Raw genomic sequence first — 18,355 nt, forward strand, 5'->3', positions numbered from 1 at the left:
TAACTTATTAAACAAGTTTAATACTATATGTAGTGGTTGGTAGGGTTAAGTTACTGAATACATTAGCTACCCTTATTAACTTTCGGTGTGGCGAAAGATGGCTCTCTTCACAGTGGTGATTTGAGAAACAAAAACATCTACCAAGATAACTCGGTTCAAGAACCGGGTCCGCTGCTTCACCCTGACGTGTATTCCAGCTGGGACTTCCACATTCTTTGGGGTGAGCTTGAGTACATTCACGAGTTTCCTGGAAACGAACCGTGGCAAGCCGATCAGCTAGCGAAAGTACAAGCTCAAGGCTTTGTAAAAGATGGCCGTGGTTGGAAACACGCACCGTCAGGTGTGACTGGCCAAATGCCAATTCCTTTGAAAAAAGCCGGTGGTGCACCAGGTTTGATTGACTTGGCTAACCAAAAAGGCGTGAAAGTGATGGCGTCTATTGGTGGTTGGAGTATGTCAAAACACTTCCCAGAAATGGCCGCGAATCCAGCAATGAAAGAGCGCTTCCTTGCTGATGTTGATCGTTTAATGGCATTGGGCTTCCACGGTATTGATATCGACTGGGAATTCCCTGGCTCTGGCGGCATGAACTTTACGGGTACGGACGTTGATTACGCTAACTTTGAGCAATTGATGGATGACATTCGTGCGCGCATTGGTGACGACAAACTTCTAACGGCTGCATTTAAAGCGGTACCGGCTGCTCTTGAAGGTTATGACTGGAATCGACTGTCTAACTCGATGGATTACTTCAACATGATGACTTACGACCTCAATGGTGGTTGGTCAGATGTTACAGGTCACAACTCACCGTTATACCCGTACCCAGAAGAAGAGTTTGACGGATTAACCTTGGACGATTTGCGTGTTTGGATGCAGGCACGTGGTATTCCATCAAACAAGATTAACTTTGGTGCAGCCTTCTACGGTCGTGGTGTTCAAACTAAAGAAGCCACCGCGTACTTGGGTGCTCCGACTGACAAACGTACTGTGAACTTCTCGGTTGATGGTCCAACACCTTCATCGGTTGACCTTGATAACTGGAAAGCGTTTGAAGGCCAACCAAACTACAACTACATCATCAAGCAAAATGGCTGGGAGCACTTCTGGGATGCGAATGCAGAAGTTCCTTATGCAGTGAAAGGTAAGTACTTCTTAAGCTATGACGATGAAGAAGCGATTCGTAAGAAAGCTGAGTACGTCGTTAATCACGATCTTGGCGGTATTATCGTTTGGCAGGTACACGGTGACATTCAATGTGAAGGCACCTTCATCAACCACGGTTCTAAACTGAAAGAATGTACCAATTTACGTTCCCCGTTGGCGGAGCAAATTGATCAGGTCTTCAACCAAAACGTGACGCCGAATGAAGCGCCAGTGTTGAGTGTGCCAATGGCACAGTCTGCAATGTCGGGAGAAGTGATTAGCTTTGCTGTCTCTGCAAATGATGCTGATGGCGATGCGCTGAGTTTCTCTGCATCGGGTGCTGACGTGATTGATAACGGTGATGGTACTGCGACAGTAACGTACAAAGCACCAAACACTGCTACTGACCTGGCTGATACGATCACTGTTGTTGTTAGTGATGGTCGTCGTACCGATTCTGCTTCCGTTACGGTGAACGTGACTGGTAGCGGTGTGGTTGAAAATACGGCACCTGTGCTTAACGTGCCAGCTTCTGCGGATGTGACTGCTGGTGATGCAGTTGTGATTTCAGTCTCTGCGACTGACGCCGACGGCGATGCACTCACGTTTACTGCGTCTACAGGTGTTGTTGCACAAAATGGCAACAGCGCGACCGTCACTGTTTCAACGCCTGATTCTGATAAAGATAGCGTGATCAGCGTTGTTGTTAGCGTGAATGACGGCGCAGCAAGTGCTGACGCGACGGTTGTTGTTAACGTGAAAGGCAATGCAGACCCAGTAAACGGTTCATGGGATAAAGACACAATCTATAACACTGGCGACAAGGTGACATACAACGGTGTTGAGTACACAGCGAAATGGTGGACGAAGGGTGAAACCCCTGGGTCATCTTCTGTTTGGGAAGCGTTTGATGACGGTTCTGCGCAAACATGGAGTGCAGGTAAAGTCTATGTGGGTGGTGATCTAACTATCTATGAAGGCAATACCTACAAAGCCAAATGGTGGACAAAAGGTGATACTCCGGGATCAGCTTGGGGCCCTTGGGCAAAGCAATAATCCCATTGTTTCTAAGTGAAGTAACATCGACATAGATGTTATTGAATCAAGCCTCGCAGTTGCGACAATGCCGCTCACTTAGCGGAGCGGCATAGCGATTAACGGGATGTAAAACGATAACATGGTTAGAAGCCCGCTTTTTTGCGGGCTTCTTTGTTTGTGCCTGTGTCTATGTCAGTGCCAGTGCCTATTGGTAATATTTGGCGGCAAACGCTTTGATGGATGTGAGTAACGTTTGGATCTCTTTGGTGCTTTCTCTTGCCTCAGGATAGAAGAATGAAATGCCTACATTAAGGCTGGACGCCAACTCATCTAAGTGAAGTTTTGTCAGCTGGCCTTGTTTGATCAGCGGTTCGGCAAGACTCTGGGGAATAACCGTCCATCCGTCCCGTTTTACCAGCTCCAATAGCACATCATTGTTGCTCACAACCCTTACATCAGTTGAAACGGAAAACAGTTCAGGCGCACTCACCATCAAGTTCTCGCTCAGGTACTGCTTTTCTAGTTGTAAGTCACCGGTTGTTACCGTTTCCAATCGGGTCAATGGATGATTTGGATTACAAAATACATTGAGGGCATCACTGCCCAGATTCACGTAACCCAATGGGTAAGGGGACTGGTTGGTGAGTTTGTACTGCATCAAGGCAAGTTTGTTTTGCCCCTCTGAGACAGATTTCAATGCTTCATCCCGGTTTCTGTGTAGCCAGTTTAGTTTCACCTCGGGATAGTGTTCACCCATGAAACCTTCAATGTGCAGAATAAGGGGCGCTGGCACCAGTACGTCATGATAGATATCCAATTGCGTGACGGGAGCAAGATAGCTTTTTAGTAAGCGCGTGTTTAGGCGTTCACTGTTTTTTACCAGTAGCTGTGCTTGCTGATAAATCGCCTGACCTGCATCAGTCACCACCGCAGACTTTCCTTGTATATCGAAAAGCGTAATGGCGTAGCTGTCTTCCATCGCTTTTATTTGTTCGCGTATGGTGGTTCTGTCTTTTTCGAGCTTTCGCGCAGCTTTACTGTAGCTGCCTTCCTCCACCGTGGCACAGAATGCCGCAAGATGTTCATACGAAAACATGGGTTCTCCTTTAGGGAAATGTTTGGAAACACCCCACATAATGCATTGGTTGTGCTGGTACCTTATGGGTAAAGTCATATTATTGAAATGCAAAAAAACATGTATAGCGAAGCTCATCACAAAAGGTATTGATATGAAAAAGGTGCTTAAAGTTTCTCTGTTGTCAGCCTTGATCGCAGCGGTAGCGGGTTGTTCCCAATATGACGCAAGCTCTAAACAAGCTTCGCTATCAACTTCAGTGTTGGAAAGCCCGGTAACGATATTTTTGTCGGATGACATTATTACTATGTCACCTGAAGCAAGTGACAACGTCACGGCTATTGCTGTTCAAAACGGTAGAATTCTGGACCTTGGTGATAAAACCGAACTATTGAAAAAATACCAAGCTCACCCTGATCTGACAGTAGATAAACAATTTCAAGACAAGGTTATTACCCCAGGGTTTGTTGAACCTCATATCCATCTTTGGATGAGTGGCTTTTTCCTAGGCTTCGACTTCATTACCCCCGGTGATTGGAATCTTCCTTGGGGTGAAGTGAAAGGCATCCAGGGCAATGAGGCGTATTTTGAGCGCTTGCGTGAAATTGAAGCAGGAATGGATGAAGGCGAGCCACTTGTCACTTGGGGTTATCACAACTACTTTCATGGCCGCGAAATGAGCAAAGCGCTTTTGAATGAAGTGTCAGATACCCGACCAATTATTGTTTGGCACCGCAGCGCTCATGAGTTGTTCTTAAATGATGCTGCTTTAAGTTATTTGGGCTGGGAAGAAAAAGACTGGCAGTTCGAAGGGCCGGGTGGCGATCAGTTGGATTGGGAGCGAGGACATGCATTTGAAAATGGCATGAAGCGCATTCTTCCAGATTTGATGAAATTTGTTATGGAAACCGGACGTTTTGCGACCGGCATGGAAAGGACGCGTGATTACGTTCATTCCGGGGGAATTACGACCGCCGTCGATCCTGGTGTGATTGTGACTCCTGCTTTGTATGATCAGATGGTGAGCATTCTCCTCGAAGATGATTTCCCGATGGATTACTGGTTGATGCCAGCAGGGAACGTAACTTACATGATGGCAGAAGGTGACCCTGAGAAAGGAAAAGAGATTGCCGAAGCACAGTTGCATCAATTTGAATCAGTTGAGCAAATCCAATGGATGCCAAAATTCGTGAAACTGTTCTCCGATGGTGCGATGTTCAGCCAGTTGATGCAGCTGAAAGGTGGGTATCTGGACGGTCATGATGGGGAATGGTTACAAACTCCGGAAGATTTGGAAGCCAGCATGCGCCCATACTGGAATGACGACTACACCATTATTGTGCATGCGAATGGCGATCTGGGTTTTGAATCTGCCGTCGATATCGTAGAAAAGCTGAGCAAGGATAAGCCTCGCGAAGACCACAGAACCGGCTTCCATCATCTCGGTATTACCGACAAGGAAGATATTCCACGTGCAGTTGCGACTGGGTCAAATTTCAGTGTGAATCCGTACTACACGCATCTTCTCGCGGAGCGTTACAGCGAAGAGGGTGTCGGTAAAGAGCGGGCTGAAGTCATGGCAAGAGGGCGATCCTTCCTTGATGCTGGCGGGAAACTGTCAATGCACTCTGACGCGCCAATGGCACCAGCACAACCTCTCGCATTGGTTTGGGCCGCGGTTAACCGACTAGGGTTGTCTGAAGAAAAGGTGATGGGGCAAGAAGAGAGAATTACCGTTGATGAAGCCATGCGTGCTATTACCATTGACGCCGCGTATACAGCTCGATTAGAGGGCGATATAGGCAGTATTGATATTGGCAAATATGCGAATTTTACGGTGTTGGATGACAGCCCTTACAAGGTAGACCCAAAAGATATCAGAGACATCAATGTATCGGCGACAGTATATCGTGGCCATACTGCCGAGATTGAGGTGGCTAACGCAGGATTGAAATCGACAGAAAATAATCAGACGGTGATGAAATTACTGAGCCGCATTCCATCAAGCAACGCGCACTTGGGCCATAATCATGCGGATGGGGATGTGTGTGAAAGCGCATTGGTATTCCAGCAAGCAATGAATGAATCAATAAGATAAAAAATATCGAGTATGTAGACTGCCGCTGACTTATCAGCGGCTTTTTTTTACGTGAACTTGGCCTGTTATTTCAAACCTTTATATTGAACGCCAGTCTCATATTGGAGACTGATGTCCCATTGTGGCTGATGGGTTATTTGTTATCTTACTGATTTTAAAGGGAACTGATTTCACATCGGTGAGGCATCGAAAAAACCTATTGGAGTCGTAGTAACAACCAATTAGCTATCAACTCCATATCCATCTATACCTGTTAACGAGCAATGAACAAGCAAGGTAAGACAGTTTTTCATTTGGAGGAATTAATATGTCTGACGTAGGTAAATGCCCATTTCATAACAGTCCAAGTCGCGGCACCACAAATCGAGACTGGTGGCCAAATCAACTTCGCATCGATATCTTGCACCAGCACACGCCTGAGTCGAATCCACTAGGTGGTGAGTTTCGTTATAAGGATGCCTTTAACCTGCTAGATCTCGATGCAGTGAAGCAAGATATTCACGCTCTGATGACGGATTCTCAAGATTGGTGGCCCGCGGATTTCGGTCACTATGGGCCTCTGTTTGTGCGTATGGCATGGCACAGTGCAGGTACCTACCGCACGTCTGATGGACGTGGTGGCGCAGGTACGGGTAACCAACGTTTCGCACCCATCAATAGCTGGCCTGATAATGGCAACCTCGATAAAGCCCGTCGTTTACTTTGGCCAATAAAGCAAAAGTACGGACAACATATCTCTTGGGCAGATCTACTGATTCTTACGGGCAACGTGGCGTTGGAATCCATGGGCTTCAAGACCTTTGGTTTTGCTGGTGGACGTGAAGACATCTGGGCGCCAGAGGAAGATGTTTATTGGGGAACAGAAAAAGAATGGCTGGATGATTCTCGCTATAGCGGTGAGCGTGACCTTGAAAACCCGCTAGCAGCTGTTCAAATGGGGCTGATTTATGTCAACCCAGAAGGGCCGAATGGCAACCCAGATCCACTGCTTGCTGCAACGGATATCCGTGAAACTTTCGCACGTATGGCGATGGATGATGAGGAAACGGTAGCCTTGATTGCGGGCGGTCATACCTTTGGTAAAACGCACGGGGCTGGTGACGCAGAACTCGTTGGCCCTGCGCCGGAAGAAGCGCCGATTGAAGAGCAGGGATTTGGCTGGAAAAGTGCGTATGCATCAGGAAAAGCTGGCGATGCAATCACCAGTGGTCTTGAAGTGACATGGACACAAGCACCAACACAATGGAGTAATTACTTTTTCGAGAACCTGTTTGGCTACGAATGGGAACTGTCAAAAAGCCCTGCAGGCGCTCATCAGTGGGTCGCGAAAGACGCTGATAACGTGATTCCCGATGCGTTCGACAGTAACTCGAAACATTTGCCGACCATGCTAACCACGGATTTGTCGCTGCGTTTTGATCCCGCGTACGAGAAAATCTCACGTCGATTCATGGACAACCCCGACCAATTTGCCGATGCTTTTGCGCGTGCATGGTTCAAGCTAACGCACCGAGACCTTGGTCCGCGCTCCCGTTACCTTGGTTCAGAGGTGCCGAGTGAAGTGATGCTTTGGCAAGACCATGTCCCAGAGCGCGACCATGCCTTGATTGACGCGACTGACATTGCGCATTTGAAATCGAGAATCGACGGAACGGGTTTAACGGTTTCAGAACTCGTCTCAACAGCTTGGGCTTCAGCATCGACCTTTAGGGGCTCAGATAAACGCGGTGGTGCAAACGGGGCACGTATTGCCTTAGCTCCTCAAAAAGATTGGGCCGTGAATCATCCAACTCAACTCGCGAAAGTACTGGAAAAATTGGAAGGTGTTCAGCTTGCTTTCAACAGTGCTGAGAGTGGCGATAAACGTGTTTCTCTCGCGGATATTATTGTGCTTGCTGGCGGTGTTGGTATCGAAAAAGCCGCGAAGCTTGCTGGTACATCTGTCGTTGTTCCATTTACCCCTGGTAGAACGGATGCCTCTCAAGATGAAACCGATATTAATGCCTTCGCTGTATTAGAGCCTGAAGCTGACGGGTTTAGAAATTATCAAAAAACCAAATATGCTGTCTCTGCAGAAGAAATGTTGATCGACAAGGCACAACTTCTCACGTTAACCGCACCTGAAATGACCGTGCTAGTGGGTGGGCTTCGTGTTCTTAACACCAACGCAGGTGGTCATTGCCACGGTGTGTTTACCCATCGACCAGAGACGCTGACGAATGACTTCTTTGTGAATCTGTTGGACATGGCTGTTGCGTGGAAGCCTGTTGAGGGTGACGATGTTTTTGAAGCGAAAGATAGAAAAACAGGCGAGCTAAAATGGACAGGTTCCCGTGTTGATCTGGTGTTTGGGTCAAACTCGCAATTACGCGCTTTGGCTGAGGTTTATGCGACGCAAGATGCTTCACAAAAATTCATTAATGATTTCGTATCAGCGTGGACGAAAGTGATGAATTTGGACCGCTTCGATCTCCAATCTTAGTATCCGCTGAGCACGCGCCGAAAACTGCAGCGAACTAGCCGAGCAATGGCTTAGTTGCTCAGGCTCCCATCACAACCAAAACCGCCTCCGGGCGGTTTTTTGCTAGAGAGGCTCGCCCTCTTCAGAACAAATAGCAACCTGCGCCTCACATTTTACCTCCGTGTGTCATTTTTCTGGTCTTCACTGTGTCTTAATAGTGTTATCGATTTTTTGTATGCAGCCTTATATCCAAGCAAAGCCTCTATCGTTTGTTTTGGCTGCTGACATCCGTACGCGCGGTCTTTGGAGCCATTATGCTTTTTCGCTCACTGTTAATTGCCATCGTCATGTTGTCGGCGGGGTGTTCGTCACTTTCACCTTCACCGTTACTGACTTCGGACCCCAATTGGACGTCAGTAACACTCTCCAATGGCTTTCGCTATCACCTCTACCCGCTAGAAGGGCAAGATGTTGAAGTTAGGCTTGTGGTCAACGTGGGAAGTCTGAATGAGGCTGATGGGGAAAGAGGTTACGCGCATTTTATTGAGCATATGGCATTCAATGGCACTCAACGTTTTCCCAACAACAGCGTGTTCGATGAATTTGCCTCAGTCGGGGTTGAGTTTGGCCCTGATATCAATGCGGTAACCGAGTATGGTCGTACTATCTACCAGTTGTCATTGCCTGACGACGAAAGCGCAAACCAAGCCCTAGCTTGGTTTAGAGACATCGGTGATGGGCTACTGCTAGATGACGACGAGGTAGACGGCGAAATTGGTGTCATTTTTGGTGAATGGCGTCAGGATAACCGTTCAGCGACCGCGTGGCAGCTCCAGTTGTACGATGCGTTACTGCAAGGAACGCCTTACATTCAACGCGATCCCATAGGTACAGAAGAAACACTTCTAAATGCCACAAGCCAAAGCTTACGAGGGTTTTACCATCAGTGGTATCAAGCCAATCACATGCAGTTGGTGGTAATTGGTGGGTTTGATGAAGCCTCACTAAGCAAAGAAATTGAAAAAGAATTCTCTTCACTAAGAACAACAAATACTGAGCCTGCCCAGCATCAGCTCCCTGAGCTTGACCCGAACATTCAATATCCTTCGACGTTGTATGCACCAAAGGGAGAATCACCTGCGGTAGTACTGAGCTTTCCGGCGGGTCGCCATACTGTTCCTCTCACCCTTCGTGACCAGCAAGACACTTGGCTAGATTGGATGGTGTTAGATGCCATTCAATTGCGTTTGGAAGAGCAATTTGACCGTCAGGGTATCTCTCATAATGGCATATACAACAGCACAGCATTTACGCCGGGGTACGATGTCTACGAGGTGGTGCTTGAGTTCAATGATGTTGACCGTCGACGTGTCTTGGAAGCGCTCGCTGATAATGTCTCGTCACTACGTGACCACGGTGTGAGTGATGACGAGTTTAATGCGCTGGTAGAGCAATACAAATCATCGATTGGTCTATTTGATGATGTACTGTCTGTTGAGATCGCTGAAACTGCGATGCAGTACCTCTATACCAATCGCCTTTCGCCGGACGATGAGCAAGAGCGCTCCAATTTTGTAGATTTCCTAAGTTCATTGTCGTTAGCGGCATTCAATGACAGCTTAGAAACGTTACTCGCCGAGAAACATCAAGCCATTACATTGGTTTACGCCAATGGAGAGTCGATCGCCGACGCCGATTCACAACGCGCTGCATATTTTGCCAATGTGTCGAAACGAGGTAATAAAGGCGACATTGCTTATCTTGATGTGAATATTCCTCAACCGGAATATTTCAGTGAAGCCAGCATTAGCGCGACAACTCAACACCTGGGGTTATATGAATGGCAATTACCCAACGGTTTGCCGGTCATGTTTTATCAAATGGATCAGCCCACTTATGAAACCTACGTGGTTGTTCAAGCTAAAGGTGGCTTATCGGCATTGTCGCGACGAGAGCGAGCGGCGCTAGACCTTCTGTTTGAAACCTATCGCGCAGGGCTGGTTGGCAACATCAATGCCTATGACTTTTCGCACCACCTCGAAGCTCGTGGTATTTTCATTGAACCCGAAGTGTTTGGAAAGAGTCATAACCTGTCTTTGTTGACGCCTAATGAATCTCTTCCTGATGCGCTGAATGCCTTGAGGTATATGGTTGAAGAAAGTACACCTAACAACGAAACATTTGAACGAGAAAAAGCGCGGGTTGTTCATCTTGTGAATAGCGCTGAAGACTCACCTTATGACCAATTTGGGCGAGCATCCTATGATGCGTTAAACCCTGCGGATTCCTATGATTCCCCGTTATCATCGGCGGATTATGAGGCCGTATCATTTGATGATGTCGTCAAGCTATACCAAAAACTGTACGGCGATTTGGGTGGCTTCAAGATCTATCTCGTATCTGATGAGCCGGTCGAGACGATGCAGGGATTGGCATCGGCTTATCTAGGGGGAGTGGCGACAGACAGGCGGGAGACACCCACAAGACAAAACAGTTATCGCGACACCCCCACACGCGTTGTGATGCATGTATCGCCAGAAGACCGAACCTATGTGGAGCGAATCATTGTTGACGAGTCTGAAGCGCGAACATTGGATTTGATTTTTGCCGAAGACATGCTGAATCGGGTTTTACGACAGCGCTATAACAACCTAGTGAGAGAAAAATATGGGCTGACTTATGACCCTTATTTTTCATCGTGGACGGGAGACGGGGAGTTGAAGTCTGTCACCACATTGACGGCATTGATTTCGCCAGAGAAAGAGACAGAACTCGAAGCACTTTGGCCTGAAATTCAACAAAAACTGTCCGAGTCAGTCACCGTATTGGAAAGAAACAACGCGGCTCGACAACTTTCCAGAGACATGTATGACATAGGTAACGATGGGTTATACATGATTGGCATGTTAGCGCGTTATGATCTCTGGGATTATGGCATTGAAGGGGTGTTGTATCCTGATGATGTGATTGAGCGTGTTGATGAACAGTGGCTGAGCAGGCTTGCGGGTCAGTTGTTTAAAAACGGAATCCTGTTTGAAAGCATCTTGAGACCACAGAACACGGCGGAATAATGTTGGGTAGAGTGTTCTTTAAGTCAGCAGGAATGTGTGAAACACAAAAACGCGCCAATGGGCGCGTTTTTATTCAGATGTATTCATTGATGGCTCAGCGATCAATGAGTAGATTTTCCGCCGAAGTATTTTTCTAAGATTTCTGGCGTTAATTCGCCTTTCTCTTCAAGCGCTTTAAGTTCAGCTGCAATGCGTTTTTGATCTTCTAAAGAAGGCAAAGGAAGATCGGGTTCGCGCTCGGGTGCATCTTTCATCAAGTTTTCTAAATCGATCATTGTTTGATACCCATAGTCTGTTTGCCTCGTATTCTAAGGAAAACACCCGCATGCGAGCAACTGATTCTGCTGCTAGCGGCGAAATTTGTTGGTGGAACAATAAGCCCAAGGCAAGGGTTTATCAGTTTGTCGATGACACTGAGTCAATCAGGTAACCAATGCCCGTAGTTGATTTGTGTTGGTGAAGGGGTTTCATTTCTCGAAAGAGCATCAATTTCTTGTGTTTTCTGATTTTTTGTAACACTGTAACAAATATACCTAAGCGCGCTACACCGTCGTACTACACGGTGGATAGCCGACAGACAATAATAAAAAACAAGGAAGGTAGTATGTCAGAGATTCTTGAAGTCTATGTGGTTAATGCCTTTGTTGCTGATAATCAAGGCGGCAACCCTGCGGGTGTGGTTCTTAACAGTGCCCACCTTTCCCCATCGCAAATGCAATCTATCGCTAAAGAGCTAGGTCATTCAGAAACCGCGTTCGTTTCACCGTCAAAAAAGGCAGATTTTCGCGTCCGCTTTTTCACACCAACCAATGAAGTGGATTTTTGTGGGCACGCAACGGTCGGAACGTTTTCTGTCTTGTTCAAAAATGGAAAACTGGCCGCGGGTGACTACAAACAAGAAACAGGTGCAGGCGTGCTTGGTGTAACAATTTCTGAGGAAGGCCGAGTGTCGATGGAGCAAGCCTTACCGAAGTTTGGCAAAGAGTTCGCTGTTGAAGACATTGCGCCTTTGCTGGGAATTACCGCGGAAGACATTTTAGCCACAGGCTTGCCAGTGAAGGCTGTATCGACTGGCTTGGTTGATATCATTGTGCCAGTAACCGACGAAGCGGTACTTAACAACGTCTCGCCAGACTTAGCGGCGATTAAGAAATTCAATAAATCATCGAAAACGGGGGCGGTTCATGTGTTTTCATTAACGCCGTCCGAATCTGATATCTCTGCGCGCTGTCGTAACTTTGCTCCACTACTGGGCATTGATGAAGAATCCGCGACGGGCAGTGCAGCAGGAGCGCTTGCGTCCTACTTGCATGTGTATCAAGGTGGCGGAAAGTATCGCTACTTGTTTGAACAAGGTGAAAACCTAAATAAACGCTCATTGATCTGGGCCAGCGTAGAACCCGATGGCGAGAAAATCACTGGCGTGAGTGTGGGTGGTTTTAGTGATAAACCCCAGCGTATTCCTTTTCGCATTGAGGAAACGACCGAGTAATCGGTAAGTACATTGAAAGAGAACAAGAAAAAGAAGCCGAGAGGCTTCTTTTTTCGTTTTAGAGGAGATAACGCTTAGGGCCACTTAGGTTTCATCTATTTCTCGGAAAAAAAAGGAAAAATACGTCATTTGGTCTAGATTTTAATAATGTGTTTCATTAATGGGATGACGACCAAGTGACTGAAGTGTTTTTTTCGTGTCAACCAATCTTCGACAACGAATTGAAGCATTGGGGGAGCGAGCTGTTATTTCGTGAAGGGCTAGAGAACAAATTCCCGTCAGTTGACGAGGATACGGCAACATCACGAATCCTAAGTGCTAATTTCTTAGCAAGTTCAGATAGAAAGGCCGACATACGATACATCGTGAGTTTTGGTGAATCGTCACTTCTTGATGAGATCCCTCTAGCATTACCACCACAGCATTTGATTATTTCTGTGACTGAAGATTGCGTCCCAACGCAAGAGCTTGTGAGTAAACTTCGTAGCTATCGAACGGAAGGTTATCGCATCTTGATGGATGCAAAAGCCATGAAAAACGAGTGGAGAAGATATTTAGAGCTGGTGGATATTGTCAGTGTCAGTATGGAGCGCAGTGATCCTTCCGATTGGGAAGACACCATCATTCAATATTCTCAGCAAGTATTTCTTGCTCGTAAAGTCGAAACGCAAGAAGAGCTTACTGCCGCCCAAGGGTTTGGATTTGCGCTATTTCAAGGCTACTTTTTTGAAAAACCGCAGGTCATTCGATCAGAAGACGTCGCACCATCAGTCATGTCGTTGCTCGATGTTTGTATTGTGATTAATCGCAACCCCGATGACATCGATACGCTGACTAATATCATTTCGAAAGATGTTTCCTTGCTTTACAAGGTCATCGCAAGTTCCAACATTCTGGCCAAGACAAAATCCAACAAGATTTCGAACCCTCGACAAGCGGTTGTCTATCTGGGCGTACAGGCATTAAGGCGATTGGTGTCGCTGCTAATTATGTCCAATTTAAATCACCAACATGCCGCGCAACTGCAGAGCACTGCATTAACTCGCGCCACACTGCTATCCATGCTGACGCTTGAATCGAGCGATTTTAACCAAGATGAAGCCTTCATCGTAGGTGCTTTCTCGATGTTAGACATTATGTTGAGTAAACCCATGTCTGAGATTATTAGCCAGTTAGATTTATCACCGAATGTGAAAAAGGCGTTGGTGTCGAAAGAAGGGGTGTATGGCAACTTGCTGTCCATGTGTAATGACATTGAACACGCTAACTGGAACGGATTATTACATTGGTGCAATCATCTTAAGCTCAACGACAAAAGCGTCTTGGGTGAGTTTGAAAGCGCACGAAGCATGACCGCTGATATAACGGCTAGCATGCAGGTTTGATGTTATGTTGATGATACGAACAAGACTCGCGGTCATCCTGCTCATTAGCGGAACACTCATTTTGAGTATGTTTGGCGTTTTTAACTACGTGAAAACCCACGAGCGTTTGCAGGGTGAGCTAGAACATGAGATTTCGTCGATAGCAACGCGATTGTCTTATCGCTTGCCAAATCAGATGTGGAATTTCGATTTTGAGTCGGTAATTAAAGATCTAGAAAGTGAGGCGCTATCTCGCTTTGTTTATCGTGTTGAGGTCATCGCTAACGACGACAGTTTTCGACATATTACCGCGCCCAAAGATGGACGTTTTGACAACGAGTTCAGGCTGCACCGTTTCCCAATACTTTATAAAGAGTTGGGTGAACCTCGGTTGGTGGGTGAGCTCATTGTCTACGAAGATCCCAGACCGATTGATAGCTCGCTGACTTCTGAGATTTTGTCGGGTATTGCTCAAGTGTTTTTGCTCGATCTCATGATCATGTTCTTGATTTGGAAATATGCCCGCGCGATTCAAGAGATTGAATCTAGTAAGAACTATCTCAATACGATCATTCATAGCTACAAAGACGGTTTATTGGTGCTTGGTGAAGACCATCAGGTGACGACGCTCAACGAAGCAGCGCAACGGATGTTTGAGTTGGAGGATGTTCCGCAAGACCAGCTGTCTCTGACCAACATTATTTCTAAAGTCGTCCCAGACTCTCGTGCCTATTTTTCTCAAGCTATATATGGCTTTAATACCAAGAATCTAAATTATGAGCTCAGTCGAGCAAACGACAAGCTCATTGTCCAAGTGCGATCAACCAAGATTGAAGTCAATGAATCGCCACTGCAAGTCGCGATTATTCGCGATATCACTGAGCAACACCTCGACAAAATAAAAGTCTCTAAAGGGGCGGAATTGTTCTCCGCGGTGAAAACACTGCAAGACAAATTCCTTGTGAGTGACGATTACCACAACAGCTTTAAAGAAGTGCTCAAAATACTGCTGAGAATTGGCGAGAGCAACCATGGGTTGATTGTTGAGGTCGATTACAGCGAAAAGAACAACTATCGTCCGTTGGCTCAAACACGTTTAGTGGCTAATGGCTATGTGTCGGAAGATTTTGTGAATAGTGTCATCACAAAGGTTATCGAGACACAAAAAGGCGATAGAAGCCTGCAGGTGGCGGGTTTAACCAATAACAATAATAAGCTTATTATTAATGCTTTGTGCACGCCGCTGTTTCTGTCGAATCAGTTGGTCGGTGTGGTCTGTTTGTTCGATGAGTCAACCAGTTACGACGATGATTTGCTCTCGTGGATCGAGCCAGTATTGTCGAGTTTGAGCGCCATGGTTAACTTCGTGCGTCAGAAAAAACTTAACGATTTGATCTCAGAAGAAATGCTTCAAGCGAAAGATGATGCTGAACGCGCTAATGAAGCCAAAACTAACTTCCTTGCGATGATGAGCCATGAAATTCGAACACCGATGAATGGCATTGTCGGCATGTCTAACCTGCTCAAAGACACACCACTCAATCAACAGCAATCTTATTTTGTCGATACCTTGGTGCATTCATCGAATGCCTTGTTAAACATCATTAATGATGTCTTGGATCTGACCAAAATTGAAGCGGGTAAAATGCAACTCCTTGAACAGGATAGTGAGCTCGTCGATCTTGTTCATGATGCCTTGGTGGTGTTCCATGCGCGTGCAGTAGAGAAAAATCTTCGCCTCCATTGTTTGATTGACCCTGAGTTGCCACGTTGGGTGAGCATTGACCCTGTGAGATACACGCAAATTATTCTTAATTTGGTTGGCAATGCGGTTAAGTTCACCAAGAAGGGTTCTGTCATGGTTCACATCAGCCAAGCGGTGGTTGATGGCAATGTATTGCTGCGGTTAAAGGTTAAAGATACGGGGATAGGGATCCCTGAAGAAAACCAAAAGGCTATTTTTGATAATTTTACGCAAGTTGATAGTTCCTATTCTCGGTCCTACCAAGGAACGGGACTTGGGTTGCCAGTTTGTCTGCGCTTGACAGAATTAATGGACGGCAGGTTAAAAGTGGTGAGTAAAGAAGGTTCAGGCACCACTTTTACGGTAGATATACCCTTAAAGCCTTCAAACGACCATCAAGAAACATTATTTGCGGGAATGTCACTGAACGTAGACGTCTCAACCTTCAAGGTTGTTATCGCAACGCATGATCCGCAGTTGTACTCCGTATTTAGCGCGTACATAAATAGCCTCGGCCTTGAAGTCTCTCAATTTACCCCAAGTAGAACATCCCCAGAGGTCATTACAGAATCAACTTTATTATTTGTAGATGATAGTGAAATTGGTGAAATGCGCGAAGTGATGAACGGAGCTGCCAATACCATTATGATCAGTCACGATGGAATGATCGATGAATTGGGTATGCCCTGTCTGATTAACCCTGTCAGCCCTGATACTTTATTTAATGCGCTCTCCATCGATGACCCATTACCGACTAATGTCGAAGAAAAAACGTCCGTCGATGTGAGATTTAATGGTCTAAACGTGCTGGTGGCAGAAGATCACTTGGTTAACCAAGATCTCATGATGTTGGTACTCAATAGCTTGGGCTGTACTGCCTCTTTGGCTGAGAATGGCCTAAAAGCACTTGGGATGCATAGCGAGAATCAGTATGACCTGATTCTCATGGACTGTCAGATGCCCGAAATGGATGGCTTCGAAGCGACTCGTAAAATACGTGAGTTCGATGAGTTGACGCCAATTATTGCCGTTACTGCTAATGCTTTGTCGGGTGATGCCGAACGATGCATTGACTCTGGGATGAACGCGCATTTAGCAAAACCGTTTACCAAAGATCAACTCGTGAAACTGATGTTGCTCTACGTGAGCCCTGAACATGTTTCGACGGTGAATGATTCTCTGTATGGCGGCGTTGATGAGGTTGCCAACCTTACGGACGACAACGCTCGCAGCGATGATCAGGAAGTCGGCGCAAATCCAGCATTGCCAGCAACAGCAAACACCCCCGCTTCTTGTTTAGACCTGTCACGAATCAGAGATCAGGTGGGTGATAGTGACGAACTCATGCAGCACATTCTTGGCAAATATGTCTCATCTCAACAAGCGGATATTGATGCTTTTGAGAAAGCGCTAGAAAGTGAAGATATTGATGCCGTGAAAAAGATTGCTCATCGCATGAAAGGAGCAGCTTCAATGATTGGTGCTGATGACTTAGCTGCTTTGTGCTTACAAATTGAAAAAATGGACTGTGAAGTCGCGGAAGACTTACAGACATTTCTTCCTCAATTGAATGATACAACGGTGGCAATTGCGCGAGAGGTTGAAGCAATTTGCTCCGCATAGAATGGAATAAAGATCACATAAACATTTGGATGATAAAGTGATTATTGCTAAATCATACGTTTAAGCGTGTGAAACATAAGAATATGGACATATACGACCAACTTCCTCCTTTCTTTGTCTACGCTTTCCTAAAGAGTGCTTAGTCGTCGAATTCGGTGACTGAAGAGCTTTTGAATTTCCCGACAAAAGTGTGCTGACAAGGAGAGTTACAATGAAAAGAACGCTTATTTTTGCGTTTTTCTTCAGTTTAGGTGGTTGTAGTGAAGAAGCCCCCGTCCCAGAGCCCGATGCTCGTCCTGCAAAACTAATGACCGTATCAATTGGAGAAAGCGACGTCATTCGTTCGTTTCCGGGTATGGTCGAAGCCGACGATCAAGCGGTGCTTGCTTTCCGCGTTTCAGGGCAGATTTTGTCAATGCCTGCATTTTCAGGAGAGGATGTTGAGGAAGGAAAAGTTCTAGCGGAGCTGGACAAAGCCGAATACGTGTTGCTTTTAGAGAAGGCAAAATCCATTCATGCACTTGCGACGGTGCAATATCAGCGCGCGGTTAAGCTAAAAAAGACCAACTTCATTTCGGCTCAAGATTTTGACAAAGCGGTGTCTTCACTAAATGAAGCCAAAGCGGGTTTAGAGCTAGCCCAATCCAATTTCAACTACACCACATTGAAAGCACCTTACGGCGGTACGGTGTCATTAAGAGTGAAAGAAAAATTTGAGTTTGTGAATGCGATGGAACCTGTCATGCATATCCAAACCAACGAAGTGATTAACGTGAGTTTCCAACTGCCTGAAAGACTCTTCAAGTTCTTCTCTTCTGGCGGCGAAGCGATGAGTCATTCTCCCTCTGTTTCATTTGATGCCTACCCAGACCAGACTTTCCCCGCTGAATTTAAAGAAGTGGATACAGAAGCTGACACCACCACGGCGTCTTATCGCATTACCGTGTCTTTGCCTCGTCCTGATGGTGTGAACGTATTGCCAGGAATGGCGGCTGAAGTGTCAACGAATTTACCCGCTATTGCTCAAAACACACTGCCTTCAAGCGCGATCGACACTCGTGAAGGTGCGACTTCGGTTTGGAGAGTGGGAGACGGAGGCAAGGTTGAAAGCGTCCCTATTGTGCTTAACGGCGAGGCACTTGAAAGCGGGTTGTCTGACGGCGATGTCATTGTCGTAAATGGCATTCAAAGTCTTGAGGATGGCATGGTTGTCTACCCTTGGGTGAAGGAAAGAGGACTGTAA

At 46.3% G+C, this 18,355-nt stretch carries 10 protein-coding genes; 8 read left to right on the forward strand and 2 right to left on the reverse strand.

Annotated features, from left to right (window positions below; all coding sequences use genetic code 11):
- The first annotated feature begins 120 nt into the window (after positions 1 to 120).
- Positions 121 to 2,202 (forward strand): glycosyl hydrolase family 18 protein, encoded by a 2,082-nt coding sequence (locus Q365_RS25450; protein ID WP_245621494.1) that lies wholly within the window; start codon positions 121 to 123, stop codon positions 2,200 to 2,202.
- A 187-nt stretch (positions 2,203 to 2,389) separates the two neighbouring features.
- On the opposite strand, the gene Q365_RS0104720 is transcribed toward Q365_RS25450, so the two are convergent.
- Positions 2,390 to 3,280, reverse strand: a complete 891-nt coding sequence (locus Q365_RS0104720; protein ID WP_028022257.1) for a LysR family transcriptional regulator — start codon at positions 3,278 to 3,280, stop codon at positions 2,390 to 2,392.
- A 133-nt stretch (positions 3,281 to 3,413) separates the two neighbouring features.
- Between Q365_RS0104720 and Q365_RS0104725 the strand changes: the two genes are divergently transcribed.
- The 3 genes from Q365_RS0104725 (at position 3,414) to Q365_RS0104735 (ending at position 10,889) form a co-directional block, all read left to right on the forward strand.
- Positions 3,414 to 5,357 carry an amidohydrolase gene (locus Q365_RS0104725; protein WP_028022258.1) on the forward strand — a complete coding sequence of 648 codons (1,944 nt, stop codon included), beginning with the start codon at positions 3,414 to 3,416 and terminating at the stop codon, positions 5,355 to 5,357.
- A gap of 307 nt (positions 5,358 to 5,664) precedes the next feature.
- Complete coding sequence (katG, locus tag Q365_RS0104730) at positions 5,665 to 7,839, forward strand: catalase/peroxidase HPI (protein WP_028022259.1); 2,175 nt, start codon at positions 5,665 to 5,667, stop codon at positions 7,837 to 7,839.
- A gap of 293 nt (positions 7,840 to 8,132) precedes the next feature.
- Positions 8,133 to 10,889, forward strand: a complete 2,757-nt coding sequence (locus Q365_RS0104735) for a M16 family metallopeptidase (RefSeq protein ID WP_028022260.1) — start codon at positions 8,133 to 8,135, stop codon at positions 10,887 to 10,889.
- Between the two features lie 101 nt (positions 10,890 to 10,990).
- On the opposite strand, the gene Q365_RS0104740 is transcribed toward Q365_RS0104735, so the two are convergent.
- Positions 10,991 to 11,164 carry an ATPase gene (locus tag Q365_RS0104740; RefSeq protein ID WP_028022261.1) on the reverse strand — a complete coding sequence of 58 codons (174 nt, stop codon included), beginning with the start codon at positions 11,162 to 11,164 and terminating at the stop codon, positions 10,991 to 10,993.
- Between the two features lie 329 nt (positions 11,165 to 11,493).
- Between Q365_RS0104740 and Q365_RS0104745 the strand changes: the two genes are divergently transcribed.
- The 4 genes from Q365_RS0104745 to Q365_RS0104760 all read left to right on the forward strand — a co-directional run bounded on the left by Q365_RS0104745 (position 11,494) and on the right by Q365_RS0104760 (position 18,355).
- Positions 11,494 to 12,381 carry a PhzF family phenazine biosynthesis protein gene (locus Q365_RS0104745; protein WP_028022262.1) on the forward strand — a complete coding sequence of 296 codons (888 nt, stop codon included), beginning with the start codon at positions 11,494 to 11,496 and terminating at the stop codon, positions 12,379 to 12,381.
- Between the two features lie 176 nt (positions 12,382 to 12,557).
- Positions 12,558 to 13,766 (forward strand): EAL and HDOD domain-containing protein, encoded by a 1,209-nt coding sequence (locus Q365_RS0104750; protein WP_028022263.1) that lies wholly within the window; start codon positions 12,558 to 12,560, stop codon positions 13,764 to 13,766.
- Positions 13,767 to 13,770: 4 nt separating this feature from the next.
- Positions 13,771 to 17,112 carry an ATP-binding protein gene (locus Q365_RS0104755; protein ID WP_028022264.1) on the forward strand — a complete coding sequence of 1,114 codons (3,342 nt, stop codon included), beginning with the start codon at positions 13,771 to 13,773 and terminating at the stop codon, positions 17,110 to 17,112.
- Positions 17,113 to 17,323: 211 nt separating this feature from the next.
- On the forward strand, positions 17,324 to 18,355 hold the full coding sequence (locus Q365_RS0104760; RefSeq protein WP_028022265.1) for an efflux RND transporter periplasmic adaptor subunit: 1,032 nt from the start codon (positions 17,324 to 17,326) through the stop codon (positions 18,353 to 18,355).

This window comes from Enterovibrio calviensis DSM 14347 (assembly GCF_000621165.1).
Classification (GTDB): domain Bacteria; phylum Pseudomonadota; class Gammaproteobacteria; order Enterobacterales; family Vibrionaceae; genus Enterovibrio; species Enterovibrio calviensis.

What these genes read in the sequence shown, in the direction of transcription:
- Q365_RS0104720 (WP_028022257.1), bottom strand. Translation starts at nt 3,280, where the DNA reads ATGTTTTCGTATGAACATCTTGCGGCATTCTGTGCCACGGTGGAGGAA.
- Q365_RS0104725 (WP_028022258.1), top strand. Translation starts at nt 3,414, where the DNA reads ATGAAAAAGGTGCTTAAAGTTTCTCTGTTGTCAGCCTTGATCGCAGCG.
- katG (WP_028022259.1), top strand. Translation starts at nt 5,665, where the DNA reads ATGTCTGACGTAGGTAAATGCCCATTTCATAACAGTCCAAGTCGCGGC.
- Q365_RS0104735 (WP_028022260.1), top strand. Translation starts at nt 8,133, where the DNA reads ATGCTTTTTCGCTCACTGTTAATTGCCATCGTCATGTTGTCGGCGGGG.
- Q365_RS0104740 (WP_028022261.1), bottom strand. Translation starts at nt 11,164, where the DNA reads ATGATCGATTTAGAAAACTTGATGAAAGATGCACCCGAGCGCGAACCC.
- Q365_RS0104745 (WP_028022262.1), top strand. Translation starts at nt 11,494, where the DNA reads ATGTCAGAGATTCTTGAAGTCTATGTGGTTAATGCCTTTGTTGCTGAT.
- Q365_RS0104755 (WP_028022264.1), top strand. Translation starts at nt 13,771, where the DNA reads ATGTTGATGATACGAACAAGACTCGCGGTCATCCTGCTCATTAGCGGA.
- Q365_RS0104760 (WP_028022265.1), top strand. Translation starts at nt 17,324, where the DNA reads ATGAAAAGAACGCTTATTTTTGCGTTTTTCTTCAGTTTAGGTGGTTGT.